Origin of the sequence: Dyadobacter endophyticus (assembly GCF_014641595.1) — a bacterium.
In the GTDB taxonomy this organism is placed as follows: Bacteria; Bacteroidota; Bacteroidia; order Cytophagales; family Spirosomataceae; genus Dyadobacter; species Dyadobacter endophyticus.
The window spans coordinates 1,019,707-1,037,324 of record NZ_BMIA01000001.1 but is presented as its reverse complement, the minus strand read 5'-3'; the positions used below and the strand labels follow the sequence as shown (position 1 = coordinate 1,037,324).

18 protein-coding genes are annotated in these 17,618 nt (G+C 44.5%); 15 read left to right on the top strand and 3 right to left on the bottom strand.

The annotated features are described in order from the left end of the window. Positions 1–253: 253 nt before the first annotated feature. Both IEY24_RS04335 and IEY24_RS04330 read left to right on the top strand, forming a co-directional pair. Positions 254–811 (top strand): antirestriction protein ArdA, encoded by a 558-nt coding sequence (locus tag IEY24_RS04335; protein WP_188929007.1) that lies wholly within the window; start codon positions 254–256, stop codon positions 809–811. Between the two features lie 167 nt (positions 812–978). Beyond that, positions 979–1,299, top strand: a complete 321-nt coding sequence (locus tag IEY24_RS04330; protein ID WP_229221322.1) for a helix-turn-helix domain-containing protein — start codon at positions 979–981, stop codon at positions 1,297–1,299. 501 nt (positions 1,300–1,800) lie between these two features. Here the strand turns inward: IEY24_RS04330 and IEY24_RS04325 are convergent. Together IEY24_RS04325 and IEY24_RS04320 are read right to left on the bottom strand one after the other, a co-directional pair. Further along, complete coding sequence (locus IEY24_RS04325; RefSeq protein ID WP_188929004.1) at positions 1,801–2,682, bottom strand: alpha/beta fold hydrolase; 882 nt, start codon at positions 2,680–2,682, stop codon at positions 1,801–1,803. 12 nt (positions 2,683–2,694) lie between these two features. Continuing rightward, positions 2,695–3,369, bottom strand: a complete 675-nt coding sequence (locus tag IEY24_RS04320; RefSeq protein WP_188929002.1) for a hypothetical protein — start codon at positions 3,367–3,369, stop codon at positions 2,695–2,697. A gap of 265 nt (positions 3,370–3,634) precedes the next feature. On the opposite strand from IEY24_RS04320, the gene IEY24_RS04315 reads away from it, so the two are divergent. The 6 genes from IEY24_RS04315 (at position 3,635) to IEY24_RS04290 (ending at position 8,635) form a co-directional block, all read left to right on the top strand. Continuing rightward, a complete protein-coding gene (locus IEY24_RS04315; RefSeq protein WP_188929000.1) occupies positions 3,635–4,225 on the top strand; it encodes a Crp/Fnr family transcriptional regulator in 591 nt (196 codons plus the stop codon). A gap of 154 nt (positions 4,226–4,379) precedes the next feature. Beyond that, positions 4,380–4,757, top strand: coding sequence for a YybH family protein (locus IEY24_RS04310; RefSeq protein ID WP_188928997.1), 378 nt, complete (start codon positions 4,380–4,382; stop codon positions 4,755–4,757). A gap of 17 nt (positions 4,758–4,774) precedes the next feature. After that, entirely contained in the window at positions 4,775–5,746 is a 972-nt protein-coding gene (locus IEY24_RS04305) for a zinc-binding alcohol dehydrogenase family protein (RefSeq protein WP_188928992.1), read from the top strand. 14 nt (positions 5,747–5,760) lie between these two features. Further along, positions 5,761–6,750 carry an L-histidine N(alpha)-methyltransferase gene (gene egtD, locus IEY24_RS04300; RefSeq protein WP_188928990.1) on the top strand — a complete coding sequence of 330 codons (990 nt, stop codon included), beginning with the start codon at positions 5,761–5,763 and terminating at the stop codon, positions 6,748–6,750. Between the two features lie 31 nt (positions 6,751–6,781). Next, positions 6,782–7,963 carry an ergothioneine biosynthesis protein EgtB gene (egtB, locus tag IEY24_RS04295; RefSeq protein WP_188928988.1) on the top strand — a complete coding sequence of 394 codons (1,182 nt, stop codon included), beginning with the start codon at positions 6,782–6,784 and terminating at the stop codon, positions 7,961–7,963. Between the two features lie 63 nt (positions 7,964–8,026). Continuing rightward, entirely contained in the window at positions 8,027–8,635 is a 609-nt protein-coding gene (locus tag IEY24_RS04290; protein WP_188928986.1) for a YybH family protein, read from the top strand. Positions 8,636–8,696: 61 nt separating this feature from the next. On the opposite strand, the gene IEY24_RS04285 is transcribed toward IEY24_RS04290, so the two are convergent. Next, entirely contained in the window at positions 8,697–9,575 is an 879-nt protein-coding gene (locus IEY24_RS04285; RefSeq protein ID WP_188928983.1) for an AraC family transcriptional regulator, read from the bottom strand. Between the two features lie 202 nt (positions 9,576–9,777). Between IEY24_RS04285 and hxlB the strand changes: the two genes are divergently transcribed. The 7 genes from hxlB (at position 9,778) to IEY24_RS04250 (ending at position 17,614) form a co-directional block, all read left to right on the top strand. Further along, positions 9,778–10,368: a 6-phospho-3-hexuloisomerase gene (gene hxlB, locus IEY24_RS04280; RefSeq protein ID WP_188928981.1), complete on the top strand. Its 591-nt coding sequence runs from the start codon at positions 9,778–9,780 to the stop codon at positions 10,366–10,368. A 34-nt stretch (positions 10,369–10,402) separates the two neighbouring features. Next, positions 10,403–11,044, top strand: a complete 642-nt coding sequence (gene hxlA, locus IEY24_RS04275) for a 3-hexulose-6-phosphate synthase (RefSeq protein ID WP_188928979.1) — start codon at positions 10,403–10,405, stop codon at positions 11,042–11,044. A 151-nt stretch (positions 11,045–11,195) separates the two neighbouring features. Next, positions 11,196–12,098, top strand: a complete 903-nt coding sequence (locus IEY24_RS04270) for a helix-turn-helix domain-containing protein (RefSeq protein ID WP_188928977.1) — start codon at positions 11,196–11,198, stop codon at positions 12,096–12,098. Positions 12,099–12,255: 157 nt separating this feature from the next. Then, on the top strand, positions 12,256–13,572 hold the full coding sequence (locus IEY24_RS04265; RefSeq protein ID WP_188928975.1) for a TolC family protein: 1,317 nt from the start codon (positions 12,256–12,258) through the stop codon (positions 13,570–13,572). A 2-nt stretch (positions 13,573–13,574) separates the two neighbouring features. Then, entirely contained in the window at positions 13,575–14,633 is a 1,059-nt protein-coding gene (locus tag IEY24_RS04260; protein ID WP_188928973.1) for an HlyD family secretion protein, read from the top strand. Further along, positions 14,630–16,237, top strand: coding sequence for an efflux MFS transporter permease (locus tag IEY24_RS04255; RefSeq protein WP_188928971.1), 1,608 nt, complete (start codon positions 14,630–14,632; stop codon positions 16,235–16,237). Before IEY24_RS04260 ends, IEY24_RS04255 begins: the two co-directional genes overlap by 4 nt. A 69-nt stretch (positions 16,238–16,306) precedes the next feature. Next, positions 16,307–17,614, top strand: a complete 1,308-nt coding sequence (locus tag IEY24_RS04250; RefSeq protein WP_188928969.1) for an NAD(P)/FAD-dependent oxidoreductase — start codon at positions 16,307–16,309, stop codon at positions 17,612–17,614. Positions 17,615–17,618 lie beyond the last annotated feature (4 nt).

The window sequence follows — 17,618 nt, the reverse complement described above, 5'->3', positions numbered from 1 at the left end:
GCTCGGATTGCTGAAAAGAATCACTAAAAGATGCGTTCAGTGCAAACGAAAGTTACAAAGCAAAAAATGACGGTTGCAAGCCTGCGCTGCGTCATCCGGCTTTTTAGCTGAACCCACGTTAGCCAGCCGCACCTTAAACCGCCGGATGGGCTTGCAACCAAGGGGACGAGCCCCGTCATTTTTTCTTTGAGTGGAAGGCTGCGATTGCCCTGAGCACAGTGCCGGGCCGAAGCAACTTAAATGCCTTTCAATCATGAGAAATCTCGAAAATGCTCCTAAAATCTATGTTGGAACCTATGGTCAGTACAACAGTGGATCGCTATTCGGTAAATGGTTTGACCTGACAGACTACGCAGGTCTAAAAGAATTCCTACAGGACTGCTATGAATTCCATCGAAATGAATTTGATCCGGAGCTGATGTTCCAGGACTGGGAAGACATCCCGGATTTTTTGATATCAGAATGCAGCCTGCACAAAGAAGCGTTCGCATACTTTGAGGCCACGGGTGAAATGGACGACGAGGCTGCCGAAGCATTCGAGATTTATTGTAAGCAGATTAGCTTCTGGCCATCCAACGGGTACGAATTAGATGACCAACTTGAAAGCTTTCGGGAAAGCTACCGTGGATTCTTTGGCGGATCGATGAAAGATCCAGAGCTTGAGTATGCTTACCAGTATATCGACGAGACCGGCTTGTTGTCAGGAGTTCCACAGGCTCTCGAACGTTATTTTGACTACGAAGCTTTCGCGAAGGATTTATTTTTAGAAGGCTACAGTGTCTACGAAGGCCATGTATTCGCTGATTATTAAGCCCAAAAGGCAGTTCGGTGTCTCCGGCATCGACTGCCTTTTATTCTTTTTGTTCCGCTAGGAAAAAGAGGAAACAAGTATCAAATGCTGGCTATTATTTTCCGATCAAAAACATCGACTGCGCATGTCAATCGATGTTTTTGATTGTTAACGTAAAGCAAGCAGCAATGGAAAAGAAGGGTAAGCAATTAGAGGAGAATTCAACGTTATTCACCCATCAATTAGTCGCTTTGGCAGATCTTGAAAAATTTAAGGAGCAAATGCTATCTGAAATGAGACGGCTACTTTCGGGCGGGGGCGCTCAGCTTTCCAAGCAATGGCTAAAATCTAGGGAGGTTAGGAAGTTACTAGATGTATCGCCCGGCAAGCTGCATGCGATGCGTGTAAGTCGCCAACTCAGTTACATGCGGATCGGCGGTGTGATTTATTATGACAGGGCTGATATTGACAAAATGTTTGAGAAGTTTAGAACATCCGCTTCTAAATGAAATCCAGACAACGTCCAACTGGTTTTGGAAGCCAGTGTCCCCCTGACGAAAGGCAAGTCAGGGTTTATTTTTTACAGCATCATTCTACACTAAATGAAGCCGCGAGATTTTTCGATCACTATCAAGAATTGAGGTGGTCAAATTGCAGTGGCCACCTCCTCAAAAATTGGAAAAAGCTTGCATGGACATGGATATTTTATACGTAATCAGCTGTACTCAGGAGATCAAACTGCAAATCACTTTATGCCAGTCGACAAACTATTACCAGTGCAAAAAGTCAGCTATATATCAAAGAATTGGACGTGGAACCGGAATCTTGATGATCCGCAATCAATGAAATAATTAACTAATTGATAATAAGAGAATTATCCAGTAGTTCTCACTGCCTTGAGGAATGCATGTTAAGAAAGTACTTTTTCATCCCTCAGGGATATTCCGGTTCAATACATTCAGACAAAGGTTCCCTAAAATGTTCACGTGAGCGGAAGGCTTATTGAAATCTCAAAGTAACAGAAAAGGCTTCATACTAGCCCAAACCGCGTCAAAATTAACCAGGAAAACGGGATGTGGCGCACTAGGGATAATTCCTAGCTGGGCGCGAGGTATCAAACGATACGCATCAATAACTGTTTCAAGTGGCGCATTTTGATCCAGCTCACCTGACAATACCAGAACAGGACACTTTATCGCTTTAAAAAGATCTTTTTTCACCTCAATGGAGCTATACATCTTGCTAATTGAAGTAAACCACTCGTCGATGCGCTGAGGCTCAGGGCTTAATGTTACTTGTTGTTTCCAGTAAAGACTGTCCAGCCCAAAAGCCATTTCTTTGGTGACTTTGAAGTCTCGCCACCCCTTCTTCCAGGTGCCTGCCCCGATAGCGACCAGCTTTTTCACTTTCGCTGGAAATGTGGCAGCCAGATAATATCCCGTGTAAGCCCCGTCACTAAACCCAAGGACAGTTACGCTGTCGCTGGTCTCTTCTTGAATGATGGCGTTGATGTCTCTTGCCTTTTGCTCGTAGTTAGGCTCTGATTTTCCCATTTCTGATTTTCCATGCCCTCTTGTGGATACTGCCATGACCTTATTGTTTTTAGAAAGGCTATCGATAAACCGGCCCATTTCGACAGTCGACCCAAATATGCCTCCATGCATAATAACAATCGGCTTTCCCCTTCCATAAACTTCATAATAGATCCGTGCATCACCAGATTTTACATAGTGGCCCGCCTTAGGGTTATTTCCGTAAGGGACGGCGGTGGAGGGCAACGGGCCTTGCTGCATAAAATGCCTGAGCTGTTTCGAGTCCTGTCCAAGGGCATTAACACCTGCCAGAACTAGCAAGCAGCATATCAATAAAAATTCTGATCGTAGTTTGTTCATCGTTGTTTTGTACTAATCTTGCTTCGAAATTTTTAGATCGGAAAAAAAACCTTCCGTTCCCACTTCCACCCATAGTGCTATGCCACCCGATGTGTCGGAGCCTAGTTTGAGATCATTGACAACCAGCGATGGCTGCGGGTTATTGTCGATGAATAATTTGGCATTAGAACCCTTTACTTCGACCCTGAGAGAGATCCATTTGTTCAGCTCCATATCGGCGTACGATTCATACTTCTCAGGTGCTTGTTTTCGTAGTACGTCAAATTTGTATTCCGGATATGAATAGTATTGTATGGAGTGGTTTCTTCGAACCTGATCGTCTGCCCGTCCGTTGGTCGGTCGGATGTAAATACTCTCGTATTTGGAATTTTGTCCGTCGATACGAAAGGCGACACCAATAAATCCACGGGCATAATCAGGCGCATCATTGAGCAACCTGCTTAGCACTTTCACCTCGATAGTGCCATTTTTGAAGTCGACACCTTTCACCTTGGCGAATGTGGGCTCATCCACCTTCCTTACCAAGGTATCTTTCAACACCCTGAAAGCTTGTTTTCCAGCTACCGTCTGAATGGAGACGGATGCCTGAATTGGTTCAAGCCTGTTAAGGTCAAGTTTGATACTCTGCCCACTTGCTACGCAGACCACAAACAGGCAATTCAACAAAACGAATATGATAACTTTCATAGCGTAGATGTTTAAGTTCAGCCGCCAGTCATGGTTTCTTCGGCTGTCAATTGTGATACAAAGATGCTCGGTTTTGAGTCCATGCACCCATAACCTATATTAAGAAATATTCTTAAACTACTTCAAGGATGAAAGAAATTTTGACGCCTGATGGCTTGATTGCCACGTTTTTGAATATCGTTCAAAAATACAGATGTAACAAAAACTTTAATAAATTGTTGTCTGGATAATCCTGGATCTTGGTTTTTACTTGGACTTGACAATCTTGGCAACATCTCAACTTATAGAATATTTCAAGCAGTATTTTCCACTCGATGAAAAGGAGCGGTATGAACTAATCCGGTTATTTGCTGAGAAGCAGGTGAAACGACGCCACTATATATTACAACAGGGCGATGTGTGCCAATACTACACTTTTGTTGTGACGGGCTGCTTTAAGATGTACCACGTGGATCAGAAGGGTGTGGAGCACAACCTGCAATTTGTCGCTGAGAGTGACTGGATAGCCGATTTGAGCAGCTTTTATTCGGAGAAACCCAGCCTGATGTACATTGAGGCTATTGAGCCATCGACTATTCTGCAAATCAAAAAAGCCGATCTTCTCTATCTCTTTATCAATCACCATAAGTTTGACCGGAACTTCCGCATCATTACTGAACAGAAATACATGGAGCTTCAAAACCGTGTACTTGAAAACATTAGTTCTACGGGCGAGCAACGTTACCAGTCATTTTTGGCGCGATATCCTCATTTGGCTAGCCGATTGCCAAACTCTCAAATTGCATCTTATCTGGGGATCACCCCTGAATTTCTCAGTAAAATTCGTAGCTCACTCGTTTCCAAAGACAAATCTTAAATTAGTTTAAGACTTTTTCTTGCAGTTGTTTATGGGTGCATTCTCGCGCCTTGTTGGAACTTTGCTGAATAACTCCTGATCTCTCGCCGCAAGAAGCAAGCTTCGAAATGTGAAGAGTGAGAATTATCCAGAACCAAAGAAACAATGAACGACAATGGAAAAAGACCAACAAGTGATTGAGCAATTGTTGAATGCCTATTCTGCTGCGCTAAACAACAGTGATGCCGCTGCAATTGCAGCACTATACAAGGAAGACGGACATTTTATGCCTGACGGCCTTCCCACAATTAAAGGGACTGATAAGATTTCGGCAAGTGCCAAAAGATTCTTTCAGCAACGGACGGTTGAAGCTAGCTTTGAAATCATTAATGTGTCGGTTGATCAGGATTTTAGTATCGTTGAAAGCGTAGCCACCGTCGCCATCAAAAATTTTGCTGGTCATTCTACATCCATGAAAACCCGTGATTTGTTCGTGCTGGAACGCCAGGCAGGAACCTGGAAAATAGCGCGGTACATTTTTAATACTTTCTGATATCTAAACAGGTATTTATGAAAGCAGCGATTATTTACACAGCTGGTGGGCCGGAGCAACTTACGCTCGAGGAAAGATCAGTGCCGAAAGCGGAAATTGACCAAGTGCTGGTCAAGGTAAAGGCTTTTGGCTTAAACCGCTCGGAGCTGATGACCCGTAAAGGATATTCACCCGGGGTAGCTTTCCCGAGGATATTAGGTATTGAATGTGTGGGCGAAATTGTCAGCGACCACAGCGGCAAATGGCAGCCTGGACAACAGGTTGCTGCTTGCATGGGAGGCATGGGCAGAGATTACGATGGCAGCTATGCAGAATATGCTGTTTTGCCAAGCTCTATTATTTATCCTTTCACAAGCAAACTTTCATGGGACATGCTCGGCGCTATACCTGAAATGTTTCAGACCGTCTATGGTTCTCTACACCTTGCATTGCGGATACAAAAAGGAGAAAGCATTCTTATTCGCGGGGGAACATCTTCCATCGGGCTATTGGCCATACAACTCGCCCGCCAAGCAGGCTTACGCGTAATTGCAACAACTCGCAGCGAGGAAAAAAAGCAGTTTTTGCTCGAACAAGGCGCAGAAGCAGTATTGATTGATGATGGCAACCTGAAAGCACAGGTTCGTAATCTTTATCCAGATGGAATCGACAAAATATTGGAGCTGGTAGGAGCCAATACACTAAAGGATTCACTTTCCTGCGCCAAACCGGGAGGGAGCGTGTGTATGACCGGCATGCTTTCGGAGATTTGGAGCGTTAAAGATTTTGCTCCAATGGACTACATTCCTGCTACTGTAAACCTAACGGTATTTGACACCGGGCAAATAAAAGTCGAAGTGGATGCACTTCAGGAATTTATATCGATGGTAGAAAACGGCGAAATAAAACTAAGCATCGGCGGGGTGTTCAAGCTCGACCAAATAGTCGAAGCGCATCAACTAATGGATAGCAATATGGCGGGCGGAAAAATTGTAGTTATTACCGATTGAATCAATGAATTATCATGCAACAAACTGTTCAAGAAGCGCTCTGCCAAACCGAAGCACCGGAAGAAACCGACAAATTTTACCAGGATGTGATAGAAGGCCTTACCAGCGAATTTAAAAGGCTCCCCTCAAAATATTTTTATGATCAGCAAGGCGACCGAATATTCCAGCAGATCATGGCTTGTGATCAGTATTATCTCACACGCTGCGAGGCTGAAATATTGAAAAATCAGCGGGAACAGATTTGCGAGACGATCCGGGATGGTGATGATAGTTTTGAGATCATCGAATTGGGCGCGGGGGACGGGACAAAAACGGTACACCTCCTGGATGGTCTTGCTCGCCGAGGTAAATCGTTCCGTTATTTGCCGATTGATATTTCTGGAAATATCCTTAATGAGCTGACAGATAATTTACTTGCGCAGAATCCTGAACTGGATATTGAGCCACTCGAAGGCGAATATTTCGAGATGCTCGATCAGGCAGTTTCACTATCAGCGTTACATAAGGTCGTCATGTTTCTGGGTTCAAATATTGGAAACATGCCGCCCGAGGATGCACTACAATTTTGCACCCGGATCAGGCAATCAATAATGCCTGGCGATATGGTCCTCATCGGCTTTGACCTGGTTAAAGATCCCTATACAATACGTGCGGCGTATTCAGATGAACAAGGCATCACCAACGCATTCAATTTAAACCTGTTAAAACGGATTAATACAGAACTGGGAGCAGACTTTAATCTTAATCTGTTTGATCATTATTGCAGTTATGATCCATTAACCGGCGCTTGCAAAAGTTACCTAGTGTCGCAGCGCAAGCATACTGTTTCCTTCCCAAGCGCTCAAATTCATTTTAACGAAGGAGAATGTATTTGGATGGAAATTTCTCAAAAGTACTCGCTTAGCCAGATTAGCCAGATGGCACTAAACAGCGGTTTTGAACCCATATCTACTTTTACGGACTCCAAAGGATGGTTTGCCGATGTAGTATGGAAGGCGGTATAGGAGATGGATTAAGAGAAACAATTTCAAACTAATGGAAGAAACTATGGTAAAGGCTGACAAAGACTTGTCAGCCCGGTTTGCTGCGATCAGGCAGCACACCGAATTTATATGCCGTTCGCTTAAAACAGAGGATTACGTCGTGCAACCGTGCGCAGACGTGAGCCCGCCTAAATGGCATTTGGGACATACAACATGGTTTTTTGAAACCTTTATTTTAAAACCGTTTTTGCCTGGATACAAGGTGTATGATAGTCAGTATGACTTTGTGTTCAATAGCTATTATGAAACTGTTGGCGCCAGGGTTATCCGCACCGACCGGGGAAATCTAAGCCGGCCTACCGTTGAGGATGTTTTCGCCTACCGAAAATATGTTGATGAGCACATGGGCCGGTTTTTAGAAAATGGTGATTTAAGCCTGGATTTAATAGAAACGGTGGATCTTGGTCTGAACCATGAACAACAGCATCAAGAGTTATTGATGACTGACATTAAGTACATTCTGGGGCATAACCCGCTGTTTCCCTCTTACGCCACGGAGTATGTTCCTACTGGTCAGAAGTCTACGGCAAGCGCTTTTCACCAGGTTGTGGCAGGCAATTATCAGATTGGATTTGAAGGCGAAGGTTTCTCTTTTGATAATGAACATGGCAGGCACCAGGTTTGGATTGACGAATTTAAGATTTCAACCAGTCTGGTTACCAACCGTGAATACCTGGAATTTATCAACAGCGGCGGTTATCAGAATTTCAGTTATTGGCACGCCGAGGGTTGGGATTGGGTAAAGCGTGAACACGTTGAAGCTCCATTGTATTGGCATCTTGTTGATGGCAAGTGGATGAACTACGACCTGGGCGGGCTTACAGAGACAATTGCGGAAAATCCTGTTTGCCACATAAGCTTTTACGAAGCAACTGCATTTGCCAATTGGAAAGGTCTCCGACTGCCAACTGAGGCTGAATGGGAGGTTGCGTCTGCTGCATTCGACTGGGGCTCGCGCTGGGAATGGACCAACAGTGCCTACCTGCCTTATCCGGGTTTCAAAAAAGCAGATGGTGCAATAGGTGAATACAACGGCAAGTTTATGGTCAGTCAAATGGTTCTTAGGGGGGCATCCGTAGCAACACCCCAGAGACATAGCCGCAAGACATACCGCAATTTCTTTCACCCCCATTTGCGCTGGCAATTTACCGGGATACGTCTGGTTGTTGATTAAGTAGATATTCGTGCGAAAGTACGCCAGTGTTCCTGAGCACTTTGGAGAGGAATATCCAATTAAGTGATCATTGTCGGTAAAGAAGATAGCTTTGTCAGGTCAACTTCTGCGGGGACCCTCACTATAAAAGCAAATGGCGCAACTGCTACCGAGGAAAACGGAGAAGTGTTTATAGTGAAAAAGGCAGATGATCAGTGGAAAATCGCAAGATACCTGTACAACAAGATGGGTACACTCAGTCAGGCAGTTAGTACAGATGTGACCGAAAATAAGGCTAGTAGCTATACAGAAGCAGACAGAAGCGCTATCAATTCACTCACAACCGCTACCCATTCCAGTGCGCTCGCTTCGTCCGATGCGGCTGCTGTCTCCAACCTGTTTGAGACAAACCGTGTGCTGACGGCACCTGATGCGCCGACAATGAAGGGCGCTGCCGCGATCAAAGCCACTTATGAAGGCGTTTTTTCAGCGATTAAGCTCACCCTGGCCTTCACAATTGACGAGATCGTGATTGACGGAGATTATAGTTATGTGAGATCTCATTCGGGAGGGACTACCCTGATCAATGCCACCGGCCAAACCGTTCCTGCAAGCTACCGCGAGATTTTTGTAGTAAAAAAAGTGGATGGGGTTTGGAAAATTTCTTGGTACGCATATAATCAATCTAGCTGATTATTGCTTTCCTTCAACATATTTTAAGGCTGCTGGATCTCCGGCAGCCTTTTTTGATTTACTAAATGGCAGTGCTATCAGATAAGGTGTTAAGCTTCAATTTCTGATGAACACGAGTCTGTTTTTGAAATTCGTCAGGTGTTTGATCAGTTTGTTTCTTAAAGAACCGGCTGAAATATGGCCGGTCTGAAAAACCAAGTTCGTAAGCTATCTCTTTGATGGTCTGTTCGCTGTGGATAATCATTCGCTTTGCTTCGAGAATAATCCTGTCATGAATCAACTCCATCCCGGTTTTGCCCAGCTTGCCTTTGAGTATTTGATTAAGTCGCTTGGAGCTGATGCCCAATTTTCCGGCGTAAAAATCGGTATTACGAACCTCCAAATAATTGCTTTCCAGCAGCATTAAGAATTCGTAAACTCGTTTTTGATGAATATCATGTCCGGTAAACTGCTGCTCTTTTACTTTTATCAGCTTTAACAGAAAGACCTTAAGTATCGCTTTTACAATTACCAGGTCGTCTGCCGTTTTCTGATACTCGTCGTTCAATAACTGGAACACATTACCGAGATCGGCAGCTGCTTCTTCTTCGAGCCTTAGGCAAGAAAACTCTCCCTGAACGTTGAAAATTTTGAAAATATCCAGCAAAAACTCTTTGTCATCTTCCTCCAAAACTTCTCTTTTGAAGGATAACAGCTCACCGTTTTTACCTGCTTTATTGACCTGATGTACGCGGTAAGGTGGTATGAGGTATATCCAGTCGCCTTTAATCTCGAAATTTTCGTTTTTCGTATCATGCAAAGGGTCTTCATTCTTTAACCAGACAATTTCAAAAAAGTCTTTTCTGCCAGGATCATTCAGGTAGCTTGGCGGACAATCACGAAGATTACGGATATAAATCATTGCGCTGGCAAGCCGTGATTCTTTTGTCGATGCATTCATATTTTGGATAAAACTATCAGAGACGTCCTTAGTGGACGATCTGGAAATTATGGTGGACTATTCGGAAATTTAATTTTTTAATATCCAAATATATAAATTTTTAACCTCAAATGTTCCAGATTGTCCACCTTATCTGGATGATTGTCTAACCTTCAAAAAGCCTGGATACAGTACATTTGTCATCAGATAAAACGAGGCAATTATGCATTTAGATGATCAACAATACCTACTTCATTCGACTGACATTCATGAAAGTCTAAAACAAATACTGGCCGAGAATAATGCGCTTTCGGAAGCATTGGAGTATGAAGATTTTGGAGCACTTGTAAAAGGCATACAGCGGGCGGAGTCGATATTTCTACTTGCGGCGGGGCGGTCGGGATTCTCAATGCGCTCTGTTGCGATGCGACTGATGCATCTGGGTTTCAAGGTTTATTTCGTCGGCGACACCACTACGCCCGCCATACAATCCGCAGACCTTTTGTGGGTCGCTTCCGGATCGGGAACTACGGGCTCGATTGTTCGGGCTGCCGAAAAAGCAAAATCAGTCGGAGCCAATGTGATCGCCATCACAACCAACCCCACATCAACACTGGCGGGAATTTCGGATACGCATATCCTGCTGCCAGCAGCAGAAAAGGAAGATCATGCTGGCAGCAGATCAAAACAATATGCAGGCAGCCTTTTCGAGCAGGCATTGCTGTTAATCGGAGACGCCATTTTTATGGAGTTATGGAAACTGGATGGATCCCCGGCAGAAACGCTTTGGAAGCGACATGCCAACATGGAGTAAGAATTAATAAACTGTACAACTAAATATATTCAAAATGGCCAAATTGCAAGTAGCAATAGACTTATTGACAACAGAAGATGCGTTAGCACTTGCTGCAAAGGTAGCCCCTTACGTCGATATCATTGAACTCGGCACTCCGCTGATCAAGAACATGGGATCAAGTGTGATCACCGCGATGAAAACTGCGCATCCTGACAAACTGGTTTTTGCCGACCTTAAAACGGCTGACGCAGGTGAACTGGAAGCCGATATCGCTTTCAAGGCCGGAGCCGATCTGGTAACGGTAATGGGCGCAGCAGGAAATGCAACAATTATTGGGGCTGTGAAGGCAGCAAAGGCCCATGGCAAAGGCGTGGTGGTTGACACCATCGGTTATCCTGACCGTGTAAAAAGAGCGCAGGAAGTGATAGAATTAGGTGTTGAATTCGTGGAATTGCACGCCGGTCTGGATGAGCAATGGACCGAAGGCTATTCGATTCAGGTGCTGATCGATGAAGCAGCCCGAGCAGGTGTCCCGGTTTCGATTGCAGGAGGGGTAAACCTTAGCAACGTCACAGCAGTAATTGAAGCCGGTGCCCAGGTTGCCGTTGCAGGTGCAGCTATTTACAGCGCGGAAGATCCGGCAGTTGCGGCAAAAGCACTCCGTGAGGCTATCGATTCTGTTTTAGTAGCATAAGCTTACCGTTATCGTTATTGGTCAATAGCCCGTTCACATAAGCTGTACGGGCTATTGTTTTGCGTGGGCAGTTGTTCAAATCAAAATACGTCATAGTTTGGCAGTAATACTTTGCCCATATTTACAACTGTTTACTATGAAGTGAAATGCCATGAAATCCCCCGAAAAATCGCTGCCGTCCAATCTGGAAATTCCACACCTGCGCGGTGCATTTGGCTTAGGCGAAGCCACGCCAGGGTTAATGGTTTTTGATTCAGCAATTTATTCTGTTGAAAAAATATGGGATCGCCCGTTCCGGTCTAATCATTACTCGATCATTCTGGTACAGGATGGTCAGATGCAAGTCAAGGTGAATCTTCAGAAGCACAACCTTAATCAGGGCGATTTACTTATTGTGCCGCCATCAGCGATCCGGGAAATGAGCTGGCAGGAGAACTCAGTGCATTTCTTGTCGTTATTATTTGCTCCCGATTTTATCCTTACTTCCGCGCACTACACCAAAAGCGTAGCCCAGTTACCTCTTTTCGGTGATGACCAGCAAGCGTTAATCGTACTCAAAACAGAGGACCAGATTATCATTGGTCAAATGATTGATCTGATCCACCAGTTACTGATTCGTTTTAAAGGGGCTCAAAAAGGGGAAGAAGAAATTCTTCGCCCAACATTTCAAGCGACCATTTCGCAGATTGGCTTTTGTTATCAGGAGCAGCAGATGCCCAATCCGCCAACGAAAAGCATTGTGCAGCAATTTTTCGACCTGTTGGTCAAACACTACAAACAACAGCGTGAGGTCTCATTTTATGCCCGCTCGCTTAATATTCACGAAAAGTATCTGTCACAGGTGCTCAAAGAAAATACAGGGCATACGGCGCGTAGCTACATTATTCAGATGGTTATCTTAGAAGCGAAGGTCCTTCTGGATTACCCAGGAACTACGATCGGCAACATTGCCGATCAGCTAAACTTCCAAAATCAATTTCATTTCAGCCGCTTCTTCAAAAAGTACACTCAGCTTGCTCCTTCCGAATATAGGAACGGCTATAATTCGTTTTGACTTTGAGTTTCTGATATATGAGAAACTTTATCCCCCAAGATGATTCTCTGTTTCGAGGAATATTTCTATTCAATTCTTACTTTTTGATATATAATTCATCTTTTGCCCATTCTTTATAGCTACAAGTAAATGCAATTTTGTGCATAGAAATTTAGCGATGAAGACACGAATTGCATTAATCATCTTGGCCACTTTATTCTGCGTTACCAATATGGCGCACGGACAGGACAGCCTACATATAACGGTCAAGAAGCTTTTTGAATTAGCTGAAAACAATAATCGTCAGCTGAAACTGGACGCGATTAGAATACAAGATGCCCAAGCAGGTATAGACGTTTCCAAAAATCACCGGCTTCCTGATATAGATATGGCCGTCACGGCGGGTTACCTTACCGATGTGGGTGTTATAGGAATGGGTACAATGAAGACGGGCTTTTACGAAATGCCCCATTTTTCAAATAGCTATGTGCTGCAAGCAAGCTACCTGCTTTTCAGCGGTGGCAGAGTTGGCCGGGACATTGAAATATCTGAGCTGCGAGGCCGGGTAGCCGGATTGAACTATGAAAAAAACAAAATGGAGGTAAAGCTCCTACTGGTAGGCTATTATCTTGACCTTTTCCGCTTACTGGGGCAACGCGATGTCTACAAAAGCAACATCGACCAGGCTAGCATGCTCTTGGAAAAAATTGATAATCGTATGAGGGCCGGTATCGTTTTGAGAAGCGATAAAATTCGTAGTGAGCTGCTGCTTGAAGAGATGAAGCTGCAATTGGTAAAAGTCAGTAACCGTATCAGGATCATTAACAATGCTATGGTAGAGATACTCGTATTGCCTGAGGGAACAATCATTGAGCCAGATACAATTCTTCCTGAAAATAATGTCACAGAATTGGCACTAAACACGCTGCAGCAAGTAGCCCTGCAAAATCAACCTGAGCTTAAAATTAATCAGCTTAATACTGAAATGGCTAAGAAAAGGCAACAACAAATAAAGGCGGCCTATCTTCCAGAGGCCTCACTGTATGCAACAAATGGACTGGCAAGACCTTACGTATATGATATACCGGCAAAAGACATCTACGCCAATAATCTAACAGTTGGTGTGCGGTTGAATTACAGCCTTAGCGGATTATATAAAAATAAAGCAAGAGTGGATGCTGCTACAAAAGGCTTGCAGGCAGCCACCCAGTATGAGCAGCTTGCTCAAGAAAATATGCGAAAGGCTGTCTTCAATGCATACACACTTTGGAATGAAGCAGGCGACCAGCTTTCCAGCGAAGCAAAGAAACTTGAACTGGCAACCGAAAACTACCGGCGCATCACAAATGCTTATGATCAGCAGGTTGCGCTCATCACAGATATCACCGATGCCAGTAATCAAAAATTGGCGGCAGAATTGCAATTAACCAACGCGCAGGCCCAACGGGTGATGCGCTATTTCGAACTTCAAAAAGTTACAGGACAACTCAATTAGAAATGAGCACGCATCATCATAGAACAGATCATCAACCTAATAAATGGCTCGGCTGGCTGACTGGCCTGGCTGCCATTGCAGTTGTGGCTATCGGTCTAAGATATTTTTATTCCTTCAATCAGGCCACTTATAGCGATGACGCGCAGGTACAGCAATTGCTTTCGCCGGTAAATGCCCGAGTTGGAGGCTACATTACAAAAATCAATTTTGTGGAATTCCAACAGGTCAAAAGGGGGGATACATTGGTGGTCATCGATAATACTGATTACCTGGTTCAGCAGCAGCTGGCAGAAGCAAACCTGTTGGACGCACTGGCGGGAAAATATGTGACCCGGTCATCGGTAACAACGGCAGAAAACACGGTTACCATAGCCACCTCAAATTTACAAGAGACTAAGGCCAGGCTTTGGAATGCCGAAAAGAACCTGCGACGTTATGAAACGTTGCTGGCGCAAGAATCTGTAACCCAGCAGCAATACGATCAGGTGAAAAGTGATTATGATGCTTTGCTTGCAAAGTTAAGCGCCATGCAAAATGCCGAAAATGGTAATAGGCTGGCAGTCAAAGAAACTGGTGCAAAAATACACGTTAATGATGCTGCCATCAAACGGGCGCAAGCCCAGCTAAAAGCAGCAAAACTGAATGTGCTTTATACAATTATTCTGGCACCCTGTGACGGATACATAGGACGGAAGAATATTACAGAAGGCCAACTTGTGCAAGCTGGCCAGCAACTTGCTGCCGTAGTGAACAATGACGAGAAATGGCTCACAGTTAATATCAATGAAAAGCAGCTGCAATCCCTGGCTGTGGGAAAGAAAGCGCGCGTTCAGATCGATGCCATTGACGGTTACGACTTCACTGCTACCATTACTTCCATTGCCGGCGCAACAGGATCAGTATTTTCGCTGGTACCCACTGATAATGCCACCGGAAATTTTGTCAAAATCCAACAGCGGGTGCCGGTAAGATTGGATTTTATGGACGCAAAAGATCAGGCCCAACTTGCAAAGCTGAAAGCAGGCATGAATGCTGTCGTTTATTTTGATCAAAAGCCATGAACCAGCCCTTACAATGTTTCAAAGAATTTGTACCCGGTTGGGTACGGGTAGCCCTGTTTGTCCTATTTGCAATCCTATTTCAATGTGCAAATCCGGTTTACCTGAGCTTGATGGGTGATATTGTAGGAGCAAATCAGATTTATAAAGAAGATCTGACGTTTGTTTATCAGGTCAGCACCATTGGTGTCACCTTCATTTTTCCACTACTGTTCAGGATCAAATTTCGCTTCACATCCCAGCAAATCCTGGCAGTCTGCTCGGTTTTGCTTGCCCTGCTTTTACTGGTTTGTGCTTACACTTCATCCATTCCGGTATTGATCCTATGCGCTTTTTTTATCGGTGCATTAAAGATGATCGGCACCTTCGAAACGCTCGTCTCTATTCAACTGGTTATTACCCAGCATAAAGATTATGGCATGTTTTTCAGTGTAGCACTTGGCATTGTTTTGCTTTCCGCCCAGGTAAGCAGTACACTGGCGATTTTGCTTGCCGATAGATACGAGTGGGAAATGATATATTACCTTATGGCTGCCCTTCTCGCATCGCAGGCACTTGTCATTTTGGTGTTATTAAGGCCATTCAGGATTGCTAAACCACTGCCTTTGGTGGGCATTGATTGGATGGGCGTTTTTCATTGGACAATCCTGTTTTCACTACTTAGCTACGTGCTTACCTACGGGCGAGTGCTGGACTGGTATGCGTCAGAAAAAATTATGGTTGCCACCATCGCGGGGTTAATATGGGTAATTCTTGTTCTTTACCGTACGTATACCAAAAAGCGTTCGCTTATGCTGCCGCGCGTTTTTAGGCTGACGAATGTAAATGTCGCCATCATCATTATCCTGGCCGCCCAGTTGATGCTGAACACAACTGGAAGTGTACTGGGACCTTTTACGAGCTCGGTGATGCGCCTGGACAACCTGCATATTGGAGGGCTTAACTGGTGGATTGCTGCTGGCATTCTGGCCGGTGCTGCATTTGGTTATTGGTGGTTCAAATACGTCAATGGGCCGTTCCGTACCGTTTTTGCCTTGGGTTTTGTGATGCTGACCCTGCACCATGTCTGGCTATATTTTTCCTTCGATGCCAGTGCCGGAGAGCAGCAGTTATATATTCCCTATTTCTTCAAAGGTTTTGGCAACATCATCATCTTTGCTGCTGCTGGCAAGTACATGACACTGGGCGTGGGATTCGACATATTTACCCAGATGCTCTGTTACATGGCCATGTTCAGAAATGCTTTAGGGAATGCGGTGATGGGAGCAATCATCAATGAAAATGCATATACCCGTTTACAGGATTATAAACAAAAACTTTCTTCCAAAATGGATGGAAGCGCGCTGCAACCACTTTGGCAGCAACTATACGGGCAGGCGATCAAACACGGCTCTTCAAGTCTTGAAGCTTCGCAGATATCATCCAAAGTGATCTATGGAAGAGTAAGCAGAGAAGCTATGCTGCTTGCCGGGAAAGATATTTTTGGGACTATATCGGTGTTTGGCCTGTTTGTTTTAGCCGCCATCGGCACCTATCATTTTTCAGCGCCCGTGATCAAGTCTTTCCCATCATGGCGAAGGATTTTCCTGACTGTCCGCCGAAGCTAGGAAATCACATTTCTCCGTAATCAACAATGAAGGCTGCATCATTGATATACATTCACTTTTAAGCAAATCATGGAAACCACAGAAGAAAACATAATCATAATTGGTGGGGGATTTGGTGGAATTAATCTTGCCAAAGAACTTTTGAAGAACCCCTTCCAAGTGCAGGTTACTTTGGTAGACAGAAATAATTACAACTTCTTTCCACCCTTACTTTATCAGGTTGCGACAGGGTTCCTGGATGTATCTGGAATCAGCTATCCCTATCGGAGGCTTTTCCGCAATCATTCTAATTTTCATTTTAGAATGGGTGAGCTGCTGGAAATTAAGCCTGATAATAATACTGTGGTACTTACAACAGGCGAGCTTCAATATTCAAAGCTCGTTTTGGCGACGGGGAAGGAAAGTAATTTTTTCGGCAATGATAATGTAAAGAAACATGCATTGCCAATGAAAACTGTTGCTGATGCAATCTACTTGAAGAATGCAATTTTGGAAAGGTTCGAACTTGCAACACGCACCACTGACCCGGCCGAGCGGCAAAAGCTTACTACCATTGTAGTGGCGGGCGGTGGGCCAACAGGTGTTGAAATCGCAGGGATGCATTCTGAGCTAAAAGCAAACATACTTGAAAAAGATTTCCCTGAACTATCAGGTTTGCCTTTTGACATCTACCTGATTGATGGCTTGCCGACCTTGCTTGGTCCGATGAGCAAAGAATCCCAGCAATACACCCATAAATCACTGGAAGCGATGGGTATCAAAATCAGGCTCAATGAACTCGTCAAAGATTTCGATGGTGATTCCGTGCTTCTTGGAAGCGGGATGAGAATCGCAACTAAAAATCTGTTGTGGACCGCGGGCGTGACGGTCCACGTTTTTGAGGGGCTTCCCAACGAAGTTTACGGAAGGGGAAAGAGGCTCATTGTGAATGAATTCAATATGGTGACGGGAACTTCAAACATATATGCCATTGGAGATACCTGCATTCAGACGACCGACCAGCCATTTTCAAATGGCCATCCGCAACTTGCGCAGGTCGCCATTCAACAGGGGAAAAATCTTGCTCACAATATGCACTTGGCCAGCCGTCAGCAGGTATTGAAGCCTTTCCATTACAACGATAAAGGTTCAATGGCCATTATTGGCAGAAATAAGGCGGTTGCAGATCTGGCCAAACCACATGCGCATTTTGAAGGTTTTCTGGCTTGGCTTATGTGGCTATTTATACATCTGCTTTCCCTCATTAATGTAAGAAATAAGATCAAAACATTTGCCAGCTGGGTTTCAGCATACCTAACCAAAGATCAATATTTGAGGATGATCATCCGGCCTGAGCAGAAAGATAGCAACATTGGATGTGCAAAAGCAGAGCAGTAAAATC